Raw genomic sequence first — 17,000 nt, 5'->3', positions numbered from 1 at the left:
AGAATGTGGAGATTGCAATGAAAACTACCAATAAAATCAATGTGCTTGATTTAATTTCGCCAGAGATGCAAAAAGTTATTCAATATTATGAACAACAGATACCAGCTGAGCCAACTGATGGGAGCTATGAAGCTCAGCGTATGGCTTATAATGAAGATCGCCGTTATTGGAACGCCAACGCACCTGAACTTTTTCATGTTGAAAACATGACGGTTAAAACCGTTAAAGGTGACGTTGTCACGAGAATTTATCACCCTATTGAACATACACCTGCCACGCTATTTTATCTACACGGTGGCGGGTTTATCCTCGGCAATCTTGATACTCATGACCGAATTATGCGTTTATTAGCGTTGTATTCTGGCTGTACGGTCATCGGTATTGATTATTCACTTTCCCCTGAAGCACATTATCCTCAAGCGATTGAAGAAGCGGCAGCGGTATGCCAGTTTTATTCTCAACACGCAGAAAAATATTCGTTGAATATGCACCGTATTGGGTTTGCGGGGGACTCTGCTGGAGCGATGTTATCCCTTGCTACCGTATTATGGTTACGGGATAAACAAATCTACTGTGGTGATGTTTGTGCCGTTTTACTGTGGTATGGATTGTATGGATTACAAGATTCCAGCAGTCGCCGTTTGTATGGCGGTGAATGGGATGGGTTAAGACGAGAAGATCTCCAAGAGTATGACAATGCTTACTTAGGCGAACAAGGAAGCCGTGAAGAGCCTTACTATTGCTTGTTTAATAATGATCTTACGCGAGACATTCCACCTTGTTTTATTGCGAGTGCGGAATATGATCCGTTACTTGATGATAGTGTGACATTATTTCAAATGTTTCAATCGCATAAAATACCATGTGAATACCGAATGTATCCGGGGACACTGCATGCCTTTTTACATTACTCCCGCATCATGCCAACGGCGGATAACGCCATTCGAGATGGTGTGGAATATTTGAAAAAACAGCTATTTGGTTGACCTTTTCGCTCGAACCTTCTGAATATTGGTCACTTGGCTTTCAACCCAACCATCATTTAAGCGAGTTTTGAGCTGTTGGCCTAATTTCACTTGGCTGGTTTTTTTCAATACAGCGCCTTCAGCGGTTTCGCTGATACTGAAACCTCGGGCGAGGGTAGCAAGCGGGCTAACAGCCTCTATTTTCGAGCAGGCAACAGCAAAACGCTGGCGGTAGTTATTCACTAACTGGGTCAGCATATTTTGTAAATGATACTGAGTTTGCTGCAATTGGCGCTGTTGGCGTTGTAATTGAGGGCGCAGGTCATTTTGCATCAAGCGGCGTTGGTTTTTATCGAATTTAAAGGTGGCCGATTGTAGCTGGCGGCTGATGGCATTGGTCAGTTTTTGGCGCAAAGCTGAAAGCTGATTTTGTTGCCGAGCAAGGCGTAATTGCGGGTGTTGCTGCTGTAAACGATGCTGCAGACGTGCAAAACGTTGCTGCTGCGCCGCCAGATAATAATCCATCGCCATCTCTAGGTGCTGTTGCCCTGACTTCAATTGGCGAAGCATCTCAGTTTGATTGCGACTGACAAGCTCTGCGGCTGCCGATGGCGTAGGTGCACGTACATCGGCAACATAATCGGCGATGGTCACATCCGTTTCATGCCCAACGGCGCTAATGATCGGTAATCGGCTAGCAAAAATGGCACGTGCCACGATCTCTTCGTTGAATGCCCATAAATCTTCCAGTGAACCGCCACCACGCCCCACAATGAGCACATCACACTCATTGCGTAGGTTTGCGAGTTCGATGGCTCTGGCGATTTGCGCAGGCGCTAAATCTCCTTGAACAGCTGTCGGGTAGATAACCACGGGGAGGGATGGGTCACGGCGATGTAGGATATTTAAAATATCATGTAGGGCAGCACCGGTTGCAGAGGTAATAATCCCCACGCGTTTTGCTGGAGATGGCAAGGCTTGCTTGTGAATAACATCAAATAGCCCTTGGGCATTAAGGGTTTGTTTGAGTAGCTCGAAGCGCTGTTGCAGTAGACCTTCACCAGCGGGCTGCATGCTTTCGATGATTAGCTGATAGTCTCCACGCGGCTCATACAGTGTGACAGTGGCACGGACTAATACCTGCTGCCCATTTTGTGGACGGAAGGTGACGCGGGCATTTTGTCCACGAAACATCGCCGCGCGAACTTGGGCACGATCATCTTTGAGTGTCAGGTACCAATGTCCCGAACTTGGCTGCGAAAAATTGGAAATTTCGGCCGTTAACCAAATTCGTCCCATTTGGGTATCAAGAAGTTCTCTTACCGTTTGGTTGAGCTTGCTAACTGAGTAAATTGCGCTATTTTGTTGAGTCGACATGTGAGCTAGATCAAATTTTAAAACAATGACTTAATTGACTGATACTAACGTAGCCGACGGACTTATCAAGTTTTTTTTGAAAAAAGTGCTGGAAGCAACCGATTACGGTGTGTATAATGCCGCGGCAATATTTTATACCTTTCATAACGCTGCCTGGTGGGATATTGCCTATGTTACGCATTAAAAAAGAAGCACTAACTTTCGACGATGTTTTACTCGTCCCTGCACACTCAACTGTACTGCCAAACACGGCAGATCTGTCCACTCAACTGACCGCAAAAATCCGCCTGAACATTCCTATGCTCTCCGCAGCGATGGATACTGTCACCGAATCTGATCTGGCTATCGCACTGGCTCAAGAAGGTGGTATTGGATTTATCCATAAAAACATGTCCATTGAGCGTCAAGCTGAAGAAGTCCGTCGTGTGAAAAAACATGAAAGCGGCGTGGTGACTGATCCTGTCACTGTTACCCCAGAAACCACAATTCGTGAAGTGCAAGAAATGGCTGAGCGCAATGGTTTCGCAGGTTATCCTGTTGTCTCTAAAGATAATTCTTTAGTGGGTATCATTACAGGTCGTGACGTCCGTTTCGTAACGGATTTAGACCAACCAGTGACTGCGGTGATGACGCCAAAAGAGCGTTTAGTGACCGTGAAAGAAGGCGAAGCACGCGAAGTCGTTTTACAAAAAATGCATGAGCAACGTGTTGAGAAAGCCTTAGTTATCGATGATAACTTCCATCTGTTAGGTATGATCACCGTTAAAGATTTCCAAAAAGCAGAACGTAAACCAAACGCATGTAAAGACGAGCAAGGCCGTCTGCGTGTCGGTGCGGCTGTTGGTGCTGGCGCAGGTAACGAAGAACGTGTTGATGCATTGGTTGCAGCAGGCGTTGACGTTCTGCTCATTGACTCATCACACGGTCATTCTGAAGGGGTTTTACAGCGTATTCGTGAAACTCGCCAAAAATACCCTGATTTACAAATCATTGGTGGTAACGTTGCAACAGCTGAAGGCGCGAAAGCGTTAGCAGACGCTGGTGTTAGCGCAGTGAAAGTGGGTATCGGCCCAGGTTCAATTTGTACGACTCGTATCGTCACTGGTGTGGGAGTACCTCAAATCACGGCAATCGCTGAAGCTGCGGGTGCATTAGAAGGCACTGGCATTCCTGTTATTGCAGATGGTGGTATCCGTTTCTCTGGTGATATTTCTAAAGCTATCGCGGCTGGCGCTGCGTGTGTGATGGTTGGCTCCATGTTTGCAGGTACCGAAGAATCTCCGGGTGAAACGATCCTGTTCCAAGGCCGTACCTATAAAGCGTACCGTGGAATGGGTTCTCTGGGCGCAATGTCTAAAGGTTCTTCAGACCGTTATTTCCAATCTGATAACGCAGCAGACAAACTGGTTCCAGAAGGTATCGAAGGTCGCGTGGCTTACAAAGGTCGCTTAAAAGAGATCATTCACCAACAAATGGGTGGCTTACGCTCATGTATGGGTCTGACAGGCTGCGGTACTATCGATATGCTGAGAACGAAAGCTGAATTTGTGCGTATCAGTGGTGCGGGTATTCAAGAAAGTCACGTTCATGATGTGACTATCACTAAAGAGTCTCCTAACTATCGCTTAGGGCAGTAATTATTGTTTAGGATAATAACGCCATTTCGGGGCGCTATTATCCTTTAAAACAGTAATCGAAAAGTTTCAGGGTGGCACACATGTTGATGGTGTCACCACCTTTTATTTTGACTTGAATTGCTGGAATTCTCCTCAAATGACTACAAATATCCATAAGCATCGCATTCTTATTCTTGATTTCGGCTCTCAGTATACTCAGCTGATTGCACGTCGTATCCGTGAAATTGGCGTCTACTGTGAACTGTGGGCGTGGGATGTGACCGAAGAGCAAATCAGAGAGTTTAATCCTAACGGGATTATCTTGTCTGGTGGTCCAGAAAGTACGACAGAGGCTGATAGCCCACGTGCACCAGAGTATGTATTTAATGCGGGCGTGCCTGTTTTAGGTATCTGCTACGGCATGCAAACTATGTCCATGCAATTAGGTGGCGCGGTTGAAGTGTCTGGCGAACGTGAATTTGGTTATGCTAACGTTGAAATTCTGGAAGATTGCGACCTGTTCCGCGGCATCCAAGATGCGCTGAACGAAGATGGCAAGCCTGTTTTAGATGTGTGGATGAGCCATGGCGACAAAGTGACTGCTATCCCATCTAGCTTCAAAACGATTGCAAGCACGCCAAGCTGCCCATATGCCATCATGGCTGACGTTGAGAAACGTTTCTACGGTGTTCAGTTTCACCCAGAAGTGACTCACACTCATCAAGGTTTAAATATTTTAAAACGTTTCGTATTGGATCTGTGTCAATGTGAAGCGTTGTGGACATCAGCTGCGATTATCGAAGATACCGTTGCTCGCCTGAAAGAACAAATTGGTGATGACCATGTTCTGTTAGCTCTGTCTGGCGGTGTGGATTCTTCTGTTACTGCTCTGTTATTAAACCGTGCGATTGGTAAGCGTCTGACTTGCGTATTCGTTGATAACGGTTTGCTGCGTTTAAATGAAGCTGACCAAGTCATGGAAATGTTCCAAGGTAAATTTGACCTGAACATCATCCACGCGAAAGCGGAAGACCGCTTTATGAACGCACTGGCAGGTATTTCAGATCCAGAAGCGAAGCGTAAAAAAATTGGTCACGTATTTATCGAAGTGTTCGATGAAGAGTCTTCTAAGCTGACAAATATCAAATGGTTAGCGCAAGGAACGATTTATCCAGATATTATCGAGTCTGCGGCTTCAGCAACGGGCAAAGCACACGTTATTAAATCTCACCATAACGTGGGTGGCTTACCGGAAGATATGAAACTGGGTCTGGTTGAACCTCTGAAAGAGCTGTTCAAAGACGAAGTGCGTAAGATTGGTCTGGAGTTAGGCCTGCCATACGATATGCTGTACCGCCACCCATTCCCAGGTCCAGGTTTAGGTGTTCGTGTTCTGGGTGAAGTGAAGAAAGAGTATTGTGACTTGCTGCGTCGCGCAGATGCTATCTTTATCGAAGAGCTGCACAAAGCAGATCTGTACAATAAAGTTAGCCAAGCATTCACTGTATTCTTACCAGTGCGCTCTGTTGGCGTAATGGGTGATGGTCGTAAGTATGACTGGGTCGTATCTCTGCGTGCAGTTGAAACCATCGACTTTATGACGGCTCATTGGGCTCATTTGCCATATGATTTCTTAGGCCGTGTGTCTAACCGCATTATCAATGAAGTGAATGGTATTTCCCGCGTAGTTTATGACATCAGCGGCAAGCCACCAGCGACCATTGAGTGGGAATGATTTAGCTATAATTGATAGCGATTTTTAGAAATCATTAATGTTAAAGGCATCAGTTACTTACTGGTGCCTTTTTGTTTTTTTTAAATATAAAAACAGTTTTATTAACCAAGCTACTCAAATATCCAGCCTCAAGTTTTTACTTATCTCATCAGCCAGTGTCGTAGGAACGTCCCACTCTTTGGCAAGTTTTCTCCATTGGGAAACAGCATCTAGCGTTTCATCTATAATATTATCGATTCTCTGTTTACTAAATGCGGGGCTAAGTTTAACGAGAGAATAAAAATCTTCACGGGTAAAATCATCTCTTTTTCCATTTAAACTCATCCAATGACTGTTTACCCATTTACTACCGGGTTTATAACTATAGGCTAGGTCGTAAGCGGGAGCTAAAGTCCATTTATTATCTTTCAGCATGAATGCAAAGTTTTTGGAATGGTCGTCATGATTTCGAGCGATAATGTTAAAAGCCATTCGTTTTAATAGTTGAAACGCATCATCTGCCGATAAACGTAAGTCACGAGCGATACCAAATAGCTCGGCGTAGGAAAATGAACCAGGTTTTTTATAATCCACATGTGCTAAACCATTTAAGGTCTGTACGTGAACCTTTTGATTACCAATCCGATCGAAACGCTGAGTGATAAAATGCCGTCTGGCGCCTTCATCTAATAAATGGCATGGCATCATATCGACTCCGCACTGTGTCGCCATTAAGTGATAGACATATTCCATGGCACCATAACCGAGTGGGTCTCCAAACGTTTCTTGGTTTGTATTGTGCTCGCTTACACCATCAAATTTCATTAAATAGTGGATAAAATTATTTGGTATATCGGATTGACCAGAACGGACCTGAGTAAAATCGTGATTAAAGGCGAGAACAGCTTTAGGCCTTGCTCCGCCGGCACTCATTCCTACAGATAATAACTCCATCATTGACGCTGAATCTTCTTGATGATTGCGACTCAGTTCCACATTAAAGTTGCTACGCAAATCGAGAACTTCCTGTGCAATAGCCACTAGAGACTCAATATGAATGTCGGTTTTTGTATTGCTGTTATGAAGTTTGGTTGCAGGGATGTATTCCAATGCTCCCATTCCTCGTTTTCCAGTGTATTGCAGGCGCTGTAAAGGTGTAATGCTATCGATGGATTTACCTTGGCTTGCAACCCAAGCATTCATGACAGCATTACCAAAATCATCAGGTAAAGAATCGGCAATTAACCCTGGCAACCCTTTGAATGTCTGATAATCGAGTTCAGGAAAACGATAAATATGTTTAGATAAAGGCATCTTCAACGGAGAGAGCTGGATACCTTTTTTAATAAATTCAGGGGTATATTCAAAAACACCAAGACCCGTAGAGGAATCAAAACTTAATGCGCCAATACTGTCACCTTGGTAGCGCACTTCGATGACTTCCATTACCATTCTAATTCTTCCTCTTTAGTATCAGTATGGTCAGCACGTTGGCCAGATGCGCGTTGTCGCTTTTTACCTTGTAATTTCATCAGTTGAATAGGGGATATTGGCTGCGGAGGTAAAAATAGGTCTAATTGCTCAGTTAGGTTTAGCGCCATCATAATGGCAATAAACATTTCTAGCTGAGTATGACCTTTTTCAGCGGCCATGATCGTTTTGCGTGAAACACCCACAAATTGGGCCAACTCTGTTTGGGTTAAATTTTGATTAAGTCTTGCTTGTTTTAGCCGTTCGCCGATTTGCTCTGCATAGGCCAATGGTGATTTTCTTTTATTCATAGTGTCCTCTAATGTGGACTTAATATGCAAAAATGCATAATAATATACCAAATATAGGACTTTATATTCTAATAGTCAAATCACTATGAATTAAGTCCAAAATTAAGGACGTTATAATGATTTATAAGGCTTAAAGTCCATAATTCTGGACTTTAAGCCTTATAAATTTTCTTTCTCGGAACAATAGCCCCTAACGAATAGCATAGTCCCGTTAGCCCTGCGAGGCTCAATGGCAAAATCATAACGCTATCATTTTTGAGTGGGTTATCTAGGTTAAACATAATCACGATTAAAAATAAATTACTCGCGAAGGTGGCGGCGGTGTAAATAATTGCCACCTTTTGAGGTAAACGAATTAACGAAAAATCCTCGGCAAACTTATCAAAATGCTCCCAAATAAGGTGAATCACTAAATAACCAAGAATAAGCGTAAAGTAAAATATGCTGAGTGCTTGTGTGGTTTGTGGGTGAAAAAACTCAATCATATTTTATCGAGATATAGATAAAAATAAGGCTGAGGATAGCCGATAGAATATAGATATTGGTGGTCGTTAAAATCAATGATGGAACGATAAGTGATATCGCACCATTGAGTGCTAACGCTGAGCCAACGCCTCCTGTAAGAGGATTCATTATCTTTTGAATTATCCAATTCATAGTTTCCCTTATTTATTAGTTAAAATAACGTGCGTTAAAAACGAGATAACGGAACAGCCAACAAAGCTGATGATTAAAACACAAGCATCCAAACACAAACGCACCCAGAATAATATTATCCAAAAAGAAAAAAATACCTCGAACAAGGTAAATTAAAGCAGAAAAAGTGATTATGAGAGCAGCCTCGTAAAAAACATTATTAGGATAGTTTAGAGGTACTTGTATTCCGGTAAGTCATCCTTTAGGAAAAGATGGGTAGTACAATGATTGCTATAAATTCACTAAAAGTGATTTTTTATTCAAAATCTAGCAATTATTGCTTGTTCAATTAATTCAGATTGTTATTATCAATAGCCTATATACATACAAGGTATATGTTCACTCCCCGTAATCATAATAATAAAGGTGAGGGGAAACTCACTGATCCATGGCTAAGGATAACAACGTGGCATTTCGTCTGAAATATCTTGCTCTTCTTCCTCTGCTGGTGGCGACTGCATGTCAGCAACCTGCGAAAACCAACATCATAGAAACCCAATCTGCACAAGCTCAATCAACACAGATTCAACCTGCGCTCGTTAACAATGCGTGGATAGAAATTTCTCACAGTGCGCTGGATTATAACATTAAGAAAGTACAGGCATTATTGGGTGATGAAGCGGGCATGTGCGCTGTTTTAAAAGGGGATGCATATGGGCATGACCTGACGTTAGTCACCCCAGTAATGATTGAAAATAATGTCCAGTGTATAGGGCTTACCAGTAATACAGAATTGAAGCAAGTTCGTGATTTAGGCTTTAAAGGTCGTTTAATGCGTGTGCGTAACGCCACGGAAAAAGAGATGGCTCAAGCTACTGAATTCAATGTAGAAGAGCTGATTGGTAACTTGGAAATGGCGCAGCGCTTAAATGCGATTGCGGCGAAACAAGGCAAAGTTATTCCGATTCACCTTGCATTGAACTCGGCAGGAATGTCACGAAATGGCTTGGAGGTCAGTCATGCTGAAGGATTGCAACAAGCTAAGCTAATCTCGCAGTTACCTAATTTAAAAATCGTCGGGATAATGTCTCACTATCCTGAAGAGGATGAAGCACAAATCCGAAAAGATCTGGCTAAATTCAAAAAAGAGTCTCAACAAGTTCTGAATGTGACAGGATTAAAACGTGAAGATGTTACTCTGCACGTTGCGAATACTTATGCAACATTAACAGTGCCAGAATCGTGGTTGGATATGGTGCGTGTTGGTGGCATTTTTTATGGTGATACGGTTGCCACTAAAGATTACAAGCGCGTGATGACGTTTAAATCGAATATTGCGGCGGTGAATCACTATCCGAAAGGGAACACCGTCGGTTATGACAGAACGTATACGCTGAAGCGTGATTCTGTATTAGCCAACATCCCTGTCGGTTATGCGGATGGCTACCGCCGTGTATTCAGTAATGCTGGATATGTTTTAATCAATGGGCAACGCGTACCTGTTCTTGGAAAAACGTCAATGAACACAGTAATGGTCGATGTCACCGATATTAAAAATGTGCAACCAGGGGACGAGGTTGTCTTTTTTGGTAAACAAGGAAAAGGGGAAATAACCGCTGAAGAAGTTGAAGATATTAGCGGTGCGCTGTTTACTGAAATGTCCATATTATGGGGCGCAACCAATAAGCGTGTTTTAGTGAACTAAGTTATATCATTTTAATAGAAGCCCGCTTCAAATGAAGCGGGTTTTTTTATTGGCGCAAGGGAATCAGATAAACTGCAGTTTATAATATAGATCCGATAAGTGCGGTTTAACAGAATTGTTATCGAATCCTTAGTGGCAATATGTTAGCTTGGGATAAGCTTTTCAATCTGAATAATGTCAGAAGGCAAATAGAAGAATTAGAAGGATATTTTATGTATCAAGTTGATTTACATGCGCACACCATCGCCAGCACCCATGCATTTAGCACTGTTAATGAATACTTTGCGGAAGCTGCCGCTCGGGGAATGAAACTATTTGCCATTACTGACCATGGCCCTGAAATGCAAGATGCGCCACATGAGTGGCACTTTGGCAATATGCCGATATTGCCGCGCATTGTTAATGGCGTTGGTTTGTTATATGGAATCGAAGCAAACATTAAGAATAAGCAGGGTGAGACGGACTGCAATGAAAAGATAGCACGCCATCTAGATATTATTTTAGCGGGTTTCCATGAGCCTGTTTTAGAACCACAAAGTTTAGAAGACAATACTGAAGCAATGATCGCCACTATTCGTAGCAGAAAAGTGCAAATTATTACTCATCCTGGTAATCCCAAATATCCTATTGATATTAAAGCCGTTGCCCAAGCAGCTAAAGAATGCAACGTGGCACTAGAGATGAACAACTCCTCTTTCTTGCATTCGAGAGCGGGTAGTAAGAAGAACTGCATAGAAATAGCAAAAGCGGTGAAAGAAGCGGGTGGTTGGGTTGCATTAGGCTCAGATTCACATCATGTCAGTTATTTAGGGCGTTTTAATGAAGTGGTTGAGATGTTGAAATCCATCGATTTTCCAGAGTCCCGTATTTTGAATACCACACCACGCCGCGTTTTAGATTTTTTAGAGGCTCATGGACGTAAACCGATTCCTGAGTTTGCTCATTTTTAATTTTCAAATTGAATATAGTAACTTCAAAAGCCATTCAAAATTGAATGGCTTTTTTACTTGAAGTAAGCAAAAAAGTTCTATTTAGATAAAAATAAAAGTCAGTACATCTTAAAAAAAAGAAACTTTATTAAATTAGTAAGATAAAAAGTGAGTTTTTAAAAGAAAAACGAAGAAAAAATAGATATCAAATAAATTGGAATGAAGATGATTTTTAAAATAAAAAAATTAACATCAAGGTTATCTTTAATTTATCTGTTTGATATTTATGAATAAATCAACTTCATGGTAAATCAAAAAAAGATTAAAGATTAGCCTGTGAAAGTAAACGGAATATCAACAAAATTAAAATATTTATTCATTAAAATAACCTATAAAAAATTTAAGAATCTTTAATATTCTCCTATTGCGAAATGATCTGCAGATATGATTTATTAGTGTGGCAAGAACATCCTTGCTTAATAAATTAATCTTAAGGTACTTAGTATGAAAAAGTTATTAGCAATCGCAACTGTATTGTCATTAGCTGTTTCTGGTGCTGCATTAGCAAATACAACAACTAAAACTGAGCCAGTAGCGCCAATTGCTGCCGCTCATCACTCAGCGAAAGCTCATCACGCAAAAGTGAAAACTGAGAAAAAAGTGAGTGCAACTAAAGATAAAAGTGCCGAAAAAGCCATTTAAATTTTTAGCTACACCAAAATATAAGTTTTATATCAATGACTCGTTAGTTTGAATTTAAATAAGGCGTTCAAAATGAAAAAATTATTAGCAATCGCGACTGTTCTGTCATTAGCTGTTTCTGGTGCCGCACTAGCAAATACCACTGCGAAAACTGAACATGTAAACCATGGTGTGAAAACGCACGAAGTTGCCAAAGCAGAGCATGGTAAAAAAGAAGTTAAAAAGAGTGAAGTGAAACAGTCAGGTGAAATCAAAGCACCTGAAGCGGCTAAAGCTGGTAAATAAGTTCGCTATACTCCTCTAGATTACGTCACGGTGCCATGGGGTATAATTCCATGGCGCTGCTTGACAGCTTATATGGTATACTGCGCATTATTTTTAAATCAGTGTAACCATATGAATTATCAATGCCCCCTGTGTTTTAAACCCCTCAATTTAATTAACAATAGCTATCGTTGTGAAGCAAACCACCAGTTTGATTGCGCCAAAGAGGGTTATGTTAATTTACTGCCAGTACAGCACAAGCGCTCTAAAGATCCAGGCGATAGCCTAGAAATGATGACCTCCCGTCGTCAGTTTTTAGATGCTGGCCATTATCAGCCAATGCGAGATAAGGTCGCTGACAAGCTCGCTGAATACCTACCTGAAAACAGCGAAAATATACTCGATATCGGTTGTGGAGAAGGGTATTACACTGACCATTTTTCTCAGTTATTAAAGGTGGCATCGAAATCCGTTAGTGTGTATGGGCTGGATGTGTCGAAAGTGGCAATCCGTTTTGCTGCTAAACGCTATAAATCAGTTAATTTCTGTGTTGCTTCAAGTCATCGTTTACCATTTGCGGATTCGAGTATGAGTGCTGTTATTCGTATTTATGCACCTTGTAAAGCGCAAGAATTAAGCCGAGTATTAGCACCAATGGGAATTTTAATTACGGTAACGCCGGCAGCAGAACATCTGCAAGAATTAAAAGCTCTGATTTATGATGAAGTAAAATTACATCCCGCAAAAGACGAAGATCTTCCTGACTTTAAGTTGATTGACGAAACTCGCTTAAATTATGCGATGGATCTCGAAGGGGAAGAGGCATTTGCTTTGTTAGAAATGACGCCGTTTGCATGGCGTGCTTCTGAAGAGGTGAAACATCAATTAAAGCAGGCTGAAGTGAAGAGTTATACCGCTGATTTTCTGATCCGAGTTTATCAATATCAAGTATAGAACCAGAATTAAATCTCAAACTGTTCCCCCTGAATGGGTCAGGGGGAACGGGAAGATTATGGCGCGTACATAAATAATTCAAGATGCTCAAAGAGGATATTAAACCCAATCGCAATAAGCACCAGCCCGCCTAAAATCTCTGCTTTTTTTCCTAATAATGGACCTACGTAACGACCAATCATCATGCCAATTGTTGCCATTATCATCGTGGTTAAGCCGATAGTCATCGCCGTGTGGACGATATCTACTTGCAGGAAAGCCAGACCTAAACCAATTGCCATAGCGTCAAGGCTGGTGGCAATGGCAGATAACACTAGATTTCCTGCACTGTGACTTGATGGTTTAGCGCAACAATCTTCATCTTTGGTCGTCAGACTTTGCCAGATCATGCGTCCGCCAAGAATGAACAGTAGGGCAAACGCAATCCAGTGATCCCAACGGATAACATACTGGCTGGCTAAAATACCAATACCCCAGCCAATGATCGGCGTGATAGCTTCAATAAAACCAAAGATAAAACCAGTACGGAGAATTTCACGAAAACGGGGTTTATGGAGCACTGCACCTTTACAAATAGCGACAGCGAAAGCATCCATAGAGAGCGCGAAGGCGAGGATGAGAGTTGCGTAAAAGCTCATAACAATAATCTCGGTTGGGTGTTTCCATATACACATAAATTACCCCCAACCAAAAGGCGTATTTATGTGTCTATGGTCTTGCCAACCAATAAATGGCATCCGCACCACGTTTAAAAACAAACGAGTATGTTGACACGGATTTTCTGGAAAGAATACATTCCAGAACAGGCTACTCCCCAATGACGTGGGACGAAAGATATCATAGATTTTAATAAAGGCAAAATATTAATTATTAATAAAGATATTTTTCAAATGAGAATAATTTTCATTTTTGATATTAACAAAGTTAAGGTTAATTAAACATTTAATTAACCTTAATATTTATACCAATATATAAAGTGGTTATTTATGATTAATAAAGAAGTCATAAATCTTTTGTAAATCATCAAGATGGTTAACTTGTATATGGATTTTCTTTTGCTCTAATCCAATCATTAAAATACCATCTTCAGATAAATTCATTGTCTTAATTCGCTCATAATAAATAAATGTATTGGCGAAATAAAAACCGGTTTGTTTAAAAAATACTTTTGGCCGACGAATGAAAGCTAAATAAATAGCCATAAAAATAGTAATCATTAATAAATAAGTGGTTAATAAATTACCATGTCGAACAATATTTGTATAAATGACAATACAAGAGAGAACAATAAAAATGATGGCATCCACTCGATGTTTACGTTTTAAGTTAACTTTTAGTAGAGTTTTGCCTTTCAGAATTCCTTGAATAAATTCATCATAGATTGCGTATACAAGCATGATCAAAATGATAATGGCTAAAACGACATCATTTAAGGTCATTTGAGTACCCATGACTAAGTGGACGAGCTATCAAGCTTAAAAGTAAACAAGGGAGGCTGCAACCTCCCTTTTTTGATATTTAACAGGAATTATGGTGCTAAGAAGTTTAACCAAGCACCCAGAATACCTAAACCAAAGAAGCCGATAATAATCCATAAAGCATTCACTTTACGGCGTAACAGCCACATACAGGCGAAGGTCAGTAACAGTGGAACCAAGCCCGGCATTAATTGGTCGAGGATCATCTGAACAGTAGTGATATCTTCAACGCCAGTTGTTTGGTTTTTGATCCGCGAAACTTCGAGTGGAATGTTGACGTGAGTCCATTTATTGACCAACGCCCCCATCACAAACAGACCCAGAATCGAAGCTCCTTCGGTCAGTTTCTGCAGGAATCCACCGCCCATATCTTGAACGATATCAATCCCTTTCTTGTAGCCATAAGCCACGCCGTAATAGCGAGTTAACAGACGTACAAGGTTAAACAGAACGAAGAAGAGTACAGGGCCTAACAAGCTACCTGTCATCGCGATACCTGCACCCAGTGCAGCAAAGACTGGACGCACGGTTCCCCAGAAAATTGGGTCACCCACACCGGCTAATGGTCCCATCAGACCGACTTTGATACCGTTGATTGCACCGTCGTCGATGTCCGCGCCATTGGCACGTTCTTCTTCCATCGCCATTGTTACACCCAAAATAGGCGCTGCAACGTAAGGGTGGGTATTGAAGAACTCTAAGTGACGTTTAATCGCTTGTTTACGGTCATCATTGTTTTCAGGGTATAAGCGACGGATCACGGGAACCATTGAGAAACAGAAACCCAGAGCCTGCATACGTTCGAAGTTCCAAGAACCTTGGAATAAGTTAGAACGCAAGAAAACCCCACGAATATCGCTTTTTGTCAGCCGTTTTTCAGTAGATTGAGTTTGTTCAACCATTTTCACGTTCCTTCTAGTCTAATTCGTTATCAAGATTGTTGTTACTGTTTGATTGGTTGACAACAACTTGGGATTTGTTGTATTTCGGGCTCAGTTGGATGTACAGAATTGCCATCACAACACCAATCACACCAAGTGCAACAAGGTTGAAGTTAGTAAAGGCTGCAGTGACGAAGCCTAAATAGAAGAACGGCATCAGGTAGCCAGCACGCATCATGTTGATAACCATCGCATAACCGACCACAACAATCATACCACCTGCAATGTTCAGACCGTTGGTAACGACTTCAGGGATAGAGTTCAGTAAGTGCTGGACTTCTGAAGTTCCCACCGAAATTGCGACGATCAGCGCAGGGATTGCAATACGCATTGCTTGCAGTAATAACGCAGAAATATGGATGATGCTCAGGGAGGTTAAATTGCCGGAGACCGCAGCACGGTCAGCAGCGTGTTGGAATGCAACGGTGATAGTACGAACGATGATGGTCAGTACTTGTCCGGCTGCTGCCAGTGGGATAGCCAGTGCGATACCCGCACCAATGCTTTGACCACCTGCAATAACCAGAATGGTTGAAATGATGGAGGCTAATGCAGCATCGGGTGCAACTGCCGCACCGATGTTCATCCAACCTAACGCGATCATTTCCAGCGTACCACCGATAATAATACCGGTTTTCATATCACCCAGAACAATACCAATAAGCGTACAGGCAATGAGAGGGCGGTGGAACTGGAATTCATCGAGGATCGATCCCATACCGGCGATACAAGCCACAACGAAGACCATTACTATTTGAACAACGGTAAGTTCCATTGTTTAATCTCCTGTAACCAACAAGTTTCTAAGTCTGTTTTTGAGTAACGGTTCAATAAGAACGAATTTATAAAACATTATTTTTTGAGTTTATTAATTAAATCCATCATGTGGACTTTACTGTCTGAAGCGACTTTACGAACTTCTAACTCAATATTTTTGTCATTCAGATAATTGAATGCATCGATATCTTTTTGGTTAATTGATACGGCATTGGTGACCATGGTTTTACCTTCGGTATAGGCCATTCCACCAATATTGACCGAGTCAATCTCAACACCTTGCTCAACAATGCGCTGCACATCGGTTGGATTAGTGAATAACAGCATTACGCGCTCGCCGGAGTATTTTGGGTTGTTGTAAACACGGACACATTTGTCTACATCAACAACGTGGGCGGTAACACCAGGAGGAGCAACTTGTTTCAGTAAGGTAGAACGAACGGTGTCTTTGGCCACTTCATCACTGACAACGATAATGCGTTTCACGCGCATTTCTTTTGTCCAGCGAGTCGCCACCTGACCATGAATCAATCGGTCATCAACACGCGCCAAAGCAATAATCATGTGTTCGCCCGGACCTGCAATAACCGGTTGTGGAGCAGGGGCACTGACTGCTGCGGGCGCAGGAGTTTCTGCAACAACTTCTTTAAACTTGAATGGACGGATGCCACCGCGACCGGTTTCGAGTGCGACGGTGATCAGCTCATCCATGGATGGGTTGTCATCGCGGCACATAAAGGTCTCGACGAGCATTGGGACATTTACGCCTGTAATGATTTCGTAATTGCCATGCTCATTGGCAATGCGTGTAGCTGCATTAAATGGACTACCTCCCCACGTATCAACAAGAAATAGCACACCAGCTGAGGTATCAAGCGAAGTCAGCTTTTGTGTGTATTTTTCAAATAGGGTGTCAGCATTTTCCCCAGGGACAAAGTCAATAAACGAGACGTTTTCTTGCTCGCCTATTAACATCTCGGTGGTTCGGAGTAGCTGTTCGGCAGCAACTCCGTGGGTACCAATCATAATAGCTATACTCACTATTTTTCCCTCTTAACAGATAAATCGAAACATCATCGACGATAGAATAGAAGTTAGAAACTGGACTCCTTCTCTATGTGTTTCCCCTGCACCTTAAATAGTAGCTGAATAAATTCAAAC

The 17,000-nt window shown here is 42.0% G+C and carries 17 protein-coding genes and 1 riboswitch; of the genes, 8 read left to right on the top strand and 9 right to left on the bottom strand.

Going from position 1 to position 17,000, the window contains the following annotated elements; translation table 11 throughout:
* Nucleotides 1-17: 17 nt before the first annotated feature.
* Nucleotides 18-986 carry an acetyl esterase gene (gene aes, locus PR799_RS07935; RefSeq protein WP_272521653.1) on the top strand — a complete coding sequence of 323 codons (969 nt, stop codon included), beginning with the start codon at nt 18-20 and terminating at the stop codon, nt 984-986.
* On the opposite strand, the gene xseA is transcribed toward aes, so the two are convergent.
* Entirely contained in the window at nt 975-2,342 is a 1,368-nt protein-coding gene (xseA, locus tag PR799_RS07930) for an exodeoxyribonuclease VII large subunit (RefSeq protein ID WP_272521652.1), read from the bottom strand. The genes aes and xseA overlap by 12 nt on opposite strands.
* A 170-nt stretch (nt 2,343-2,512) precedes the next feature.
* On the opposite strand from xseA, the gene guaB reads away from it, so the two are divergent.
* Both guaB and guaA read left to right on the top strand, forming a co-directional pair.
* Nucleotides 2,513-3,979: an IMP dehydrogenase gene (guaB, locus tag PR799_RS07925; RefSeq protein WP_036953269.1), complete on the top strand. Its 1,467-nt coding sequence runs from the start codon at nt 2,513-2,515 to the stop codon at nt 3,977-3,979.
* A 136-nt stretch (nt 3,980-4,115) separates the two neighbouring features.
* A complete protein-coding gene (gene guaA / locus PR799_RS07920) occupies nt 4,116-5,693 on the top strand; it encodes a glutamine-hydrolyzing GMP synthase (protein ID WP_272521651.1) in 1,578 nt (525 codons plus the stop codon).
* A 114-nt stretch (nt 5,694-5,807) separates the two neighbouring features.
* Here guaA and PR799_RS07915 read toward each other — a convergent pair whose 3' ends face one another.
* The 3 genes from PR799_RS07915 to PR799_RS07905 form a co-directional block, all read right to left on the bottom strand.
* Entirely contained in the window at nt 5,808-7,124 is a 1,317-nt protein-coding gene (locus PR799_RS07915) for a type II toxin-antitoxin system HipA family toxin (RefSeq protein ID WP_272521650.1), read from the bottom strand.
* Nucleotides 7,118-7,453, bottom strand: a complete 336-nt coding sequence (locus PR799_RS07910; RefSeq protein WP_154627073.1) for a helix-turn-helix transcriptional regulator — start codon at nt 7,451-7,453, stop codon at nt 7,118-7,120. Before PR799_RS07910 ends, PR799_RS07915 begins: the two co-directional genes overlap by 7 nt.
* 152 nt (nt 7,454-7,605) lie before the next feature.
* Nucleotides 7,606-7,938, bottom strand: a complete 333-nt coding sequence (locus tag PR799_RS07905) for a hypothetical protein (protein WP_272521649.1) — start codon at nt 7,936-7,938, stop codon at nt 7,606-7,608.
* 599 nt (nt 7,939-8,537) lie between these two features.
* On the opposite strand from PR799_RS07905, the gene alr reads away from it, so the two are divergent.
* The 5 genes from alr to rlmA all read left to right on the top strand — a co-directional run bounded on the left by alr (nt 8,538) and on the right by rlmA (nt 12,643).
* Nucleotides 8,538-9,794: an alanine racemase gene (gene alr / locus PR799_RS07900; RefSeq protein ID WP_442959912.1), complete on the top strand. Its 1,257-nt coding sequence runs from the start codon at nt 8,538-8,540 to the stop codon at nt 9,792-9,794.
* 212 nt (nt 9,795-10,006) lie between these two features.
* Complete coding sequence (locus tag PR799_RS07895) at nt 10,007-10,744, top strand: phosphatase (RefSeq protein ID WP_272521772.1); 738 nt, start codon at nt 10,007-10,009, stop codon at nt 10,742-10,744.
* Nucleotides 10,745-11,227: 483 nt separating this feature from the next.
* Nucleotides 11,228-11,425 carry a hypothetical protein gene (locus tag PR799_RS07890; RefSeq protein WP_006658806.1) on the top strand — a complete coding sequence of 66 codons (198 nt, stop codon included), beginning with the start codon at nt 11,228-11,230 and terminating at the stop codon, nt 11,423-11,425.
* Nucleotides 11,426-11,497: 72 nt separating this feature from the next.
* The gene (locus tag PR799_RS07885; RefSeq protein ID WP_272521648.1) at nt 11,498-11,710 is read left to right on the top strand and encodes an acid-shock protein; all 213 of its coding nucleotides are present in this window, start codon (nt 11,498-11,500) and stop codon (nt 11,708-11,710) included.
* 111 nt (nt 11,711-11,821) lie between these two features.
* Nucleotides 11,822-12,643, top strand: a complete 822-nt coding sequence (gene rlmA, locus PR799_RS07880) for a 23S rRNA (guanine(745)-N(1))-methyltransferase (RefSeq protein WP_272521647.1) — start codon at nt 11,822-11,824, stop codon at nt 12,641-12,643.
* A 56-nt stretch (nt 12,644-12,699) separates the two neighbouring features.
* Here rlmA and mntP read toward each other — a convergent pair whose 3' ends face one another.
* The 5 genes from mntP to manX form a co-directional block, all read right to left on the bottom strand.
* Nucleotides 12,700-13,281, bottom strand: a complete 582-nt coding sequence (gene mntP / locus PR799_RS07875; protein WP_148444745.1) for a manganese efflux pump MntP — start codon at nt 13,279-13,281, stop codon at nt 12,700-12,702.
* A gap of 6 nt (nt 13,282-13,287) precedes the next feature.
* A riboswitch (yybP-ykoY riboswitch) is annotated at nt 13,288-13,471 on the bottom strand.
* A gap of 152 nt (nt 13,472-13,623) precedes the next feature.
* A complete protein-coding gene (locus PR799_RS07870) occupies nt 13,624-14,082 on the bottom strand; it encodes a DUF986 family protein (RefSeq protein WP_154627069.1) in 459 nt (152 codons plus the stop codon).
* 89 nt (nt 14,083-14,171) lie between these two features.
* Nucleotides 14,172-15,023 carry a PTS mannose transporter subunit IID gene (locus PR799_RS07865; protein ID WP_036953376.1) on the bottom strand — a complete coding sequence of 284 codons (852 nt, stop codon included), beginning with the start codon at nt 15,021-15,023 and terminating at the stop codon, nt 14,172-14,174.
* Between the two features lie 13 nt (nt 15,024-15,036).
* A complete protein-coding gene (locus PR799_RS07860) occupies nt 15,037-15,837 on the bottom strand; it encodes a PTS mannose/fructose/sorbose transporter subunit IIC (RefSeq protein WP_154627068.1) in 801 nt (266 codons plus the stop codon).
* A gap of 77 nt (nt 15,838-15,914) precedes the next feature.
* Entirely contained in the window at nt 15,915-16,880 is a 966-nt protein-coding gene (gene manX / locus PR799_RS07855) for a PTS mannose transporter subunit IIAB (protein ID WP_272521646.1), read from the bottom strand.
* Nucleotides 16,881-17,000 lie beyond the last annotated feature (120 nt).

The sequence above is a fragment of the Providencia sp. PROV202 genome (assembly GCF_028479565.1).
Taxonomy (GTDB): domain Bacteria; phylum Pseudomonadota; class Gammaproteobacteria; order Enterobacterales; family Enterobacteriaceae; genus Providencia; species Providencia zhijiangensis.
Note: the sequence above shows the minus strand (reverse complement) of the source record. Positions and strands in the feature narration are given on the sequence as shown.

What these genes read in the sequence shown, in the direction of transcription:
- aes (WP_272521653.1), top strand. Translation starts at nt 18, where the DNA reads ATGAAAACTACCAATAAAATCAATGTGCTTGATTTAATTTCGCCAGAG.
- xseA (WP_272521652.1), bottom strand. Translation starts at nt 2,342, where the DNA reads ATGTCGACTCAACAAAATAGCGCAATTTACTCAGTTAGCAAGCTCAAC.
- guaB (WP_036953269.1), top strand. Translation starts at nt 2,513, where the DNA reads ATGTTACGCATTAAAAAAGAAGCACTAACTTTCGACGATGTTTTACTC.
- guaA (WP_272521651.1), top strand. Translation starts at nt 4,116, where the DNA reads ATGACTACAAATATCCATAAGCATCGCATTCTTATTCTTGATTTCGGC.
- PR799_RS07915 (WP_272521650.1), bottom strand. Translation starts at nt 7,124, where the DNA reads ATGGTAATGGAAGTCATCGAAGTGCGCTACCAAGGTGACAGTATTGGC.
- PR799_RS07910 (WP_154627073.1), bottom strand. Translation starts at nt 7,453, where the DNA reads ATGAATAAAAGAAAATCACCATTGGCCTATGCAGAGCAAATCGGCGAA.
- PR799_RS07905 (WP_272521649.1), bottom strand. Translation starts at nt 7,938, where the DNA reads ATGATTGAGTTTTTTCACCCACAAACCACACAAGCACTCAGCATATTT.
- alr (WP_442959912.1), top strand. Translation starts at nt 8,538, where the DNA reads ATGGCTAAGGATAACAACGTGGCATTTCGTCTGAAATATCTTGCTCTT.
- PR799_RS07895 (WP_272521772.1), top strand. Translation starts at nt 10,007, where the DNA reads ATGTATCAAGTTGATTTACATGCGCACACCATCGCCAGCACCCATGCA.
- PR799_RS07890 (WP_006658806.1), top strand. Translation starts at nt 11,228, where the DNA reads ATGAAAAAGTTATTAGCAATCGCAACTGTATTGTCATTAGCTGTTTCT.
- PR799_RS07885 (WP_272521648.1), top strand. Translation starts at nt 11,498, where the DNA reads ATGAAAAAATTATTAGCAATCGCGACTGTTCTGTCATTAGCTGTTTCT.
- rlmA (WP_272521647.1), top strand. Translation starts at nt 11,822, where the DNA reads ATGAATTATCAATGCCCCCTGTGTTTTAAACCCCTCAATTTAATTAAC.
- mntP (WP_148444745.1), bottom strand. Translation starts at nt 13,281, where the DNA reads ATGAGCTTTTACGCAACTCTCATCCTCGCCTTCGCGCTCTCTATGGAT.
- PR799_RS07870 (WP_154627069.1), bottom strand. Translation starts at nt 14,082, where the DNA reads ATGACCTTAAATGATGTCGTTTTAGCCATTATCATTTTGATCATGCTT.
- PR799_RS07865 (WP_036953376.1), bottom strand. Translation starts at nt 15,023, where the DNA reads ATGGTTGAACAAACTCAATCTACTGAAAAACGGCTGACAAAAAGCGAT.
- PR799_RS07860 (WP_154627068.1), bottom strand. Translation starts at nt 15,837, where the DNA reads ATGGAACTTACCGTTGTTCAAATAGTAATGGTCTTCGTTGTGGCTTGT.